This is a genomic window from Mycobacterium szulgai, from assembly GCF_002116635.1.
Classification (GTDB): Bacteria; Actinomycetota; Actinomycetes; order Mycobacteriales; family Mycobacteriaceae; genus Mycobacterium; species Mycobacterium szulgai.
In genome coordinates, this window is record NZ_LQPW01000053.1 from 1 (window position 1) to 1,749 (window position 1,749).

Here is a 1,749-nt window from a genome sequence, read left to right on the forward strand (position 1 = left end):
GCGCCGCCGTGCCCGCCGATGCCTGCGGTGCCCGCCTTGCCGCCGGTGCCCCCTGTACCGGCTAATCCAGCCCCGCCGGCGGCGCCGCCGGTGCCGCCGGCGCCGCCCTTGGTGGCGGCCTCGGTGCTGGTGGCGTTGAAGCCTTCGCCGCCGTCGCCGCCGCGGCCGCCGTTGCCGCCGTGGCCGCCCGAGCCGTTGGTGCCGCCATTGCCGGCCCCGCCCTGGCCGCCGCTGCCGCCCGCGGCGCCGTCGCTGCCCTGGCCGCCGGCGTTACCAGCGGAGCCGTCGCCGCCTTGGAAGCCGCTGCCGCCAAGGGCGCCGTCACCGCCGCGCCCTCCGGTGCCAGCGGTACCCGCGCTGCCGCCGGTGCCGCCGCTGCCGGCCGCGCCGCCGGTGCCGGCCGCTCCACCTTTGCCTCCGTCGCCGCCCTTGGTGGCGGCGTCGGCGCTGGTGGCGTTGAAGCCGGCGCCGCCGTTGCCGCCCTGTCCACCGTTGCCGCCGGCGCCGCCCGAACCGTTGGTGCCGCCATTGCCGGCCCCGCCCTGTCCGCCCTGGCCGCCGTCGCCACCGTTAGTGCCGTGACCGCCGTCATTGCCAGCGCTGCCGCCGGTGCCTTGGGCGCCTTCGCCGCCGGTTCCGCCGGCCCCGCCGGCACCACCGGTGCCTGCGCTGCCGGCGCTGCCGCCCCCGAGAATGCCGGTGCCCGCAGCGCCGGCTGTACCGGCCGCCCCGCCCAGCCCGCCACTGCCGCCGTTGCTACCGGTGCTGCCGCCGGTGGCAGCCGCCCCGGTGCCGCCGGCCCCACCGGTCCCGCCGCCGCCGGCGGAGCCGCCGTTACCGCCCCTGCCGAACAGCATCCCGGCGTTGGTGCCGTTAGCACCGCTGCCGCCGTTGCCGGCGGCTCCACCGCTGCCTCCGGCACCGCCGCCGAAGCCGCCGTCACTGCCGCCGTTGCCGCCGGCGCCGCCGGCGCCCCCGGTGCCGCCGCTGCCAGCACTACCGCCGGAACCGGTCAACCAGCCGCTGTGGCCGCCGGACCCACCGGCCCCGCCAGTGCCGCCTGCCCCTCCGGTTCCACCCACACCGCCTTTGACGGTGCTGGTGCCGTCGGAACCGATCTGGCCGCCCCCACCGCTGCCGCCGGCGCCGCCGCTGCCGGCATTGCCGCCGTTGCCGAACACCCCGGCGTTGCCACCGCTGCCGCCATCGCCGCCCTTGCCGCCGGCCCCGCCGCTGATGCCGTTGTGCAGACCGCCGTCCGGGGCTGCGGTGTTGCTGCCGCCGTTGCCGCCGCCCCCACCGGCGCCGGCATCACCCGACACCGACCCGCCGTTGCCGCCAGCACCACCATTGCCACCGGCCCCGCCGACCGCACCGGTTTGATCTCCCAGCGTGTTGCCGCCAGCACCGCCATGGCCACCGTGGCCGCCGGTACCGATCAGCCGGGCGCTGCCGCCGGCACCGCCCATACCCGCGTCGCCGCCGGCGCTGCCGGTACCGCCCTTGGTGTTGACGCCGCCGGCCCCGCCGTCGCCGCCGTCGCCGCCACTGCCCAGCAGCCACCCACCGGTCCCGCCGGAGCCGCCGCTAGCACCCGCTCCGCCCGAACCCTGGCCACCTACCTGGTTCCCCCCGGCTCCGCCAGATCCGGCGCCCCCGCCATTGCCGTACAACAATGCAGCGGTTCCGCCATTGCCGCCTATGCCGCCCGCGCCCCCGTTGCCCTGGGTATCGCTCGCCCCGCCGGCC

Annotated in this window: 1 pseudogene; it reads right to left on the reverse strand. The window is 79.0% G+C overall.

Annotated elements, in window-relative coordinates:
• Positions 1-1,749 (reverse strand): annotated as a pseudogene (locus tag AWC27_RS30950) (PE family protein); the annotation flags it as partial.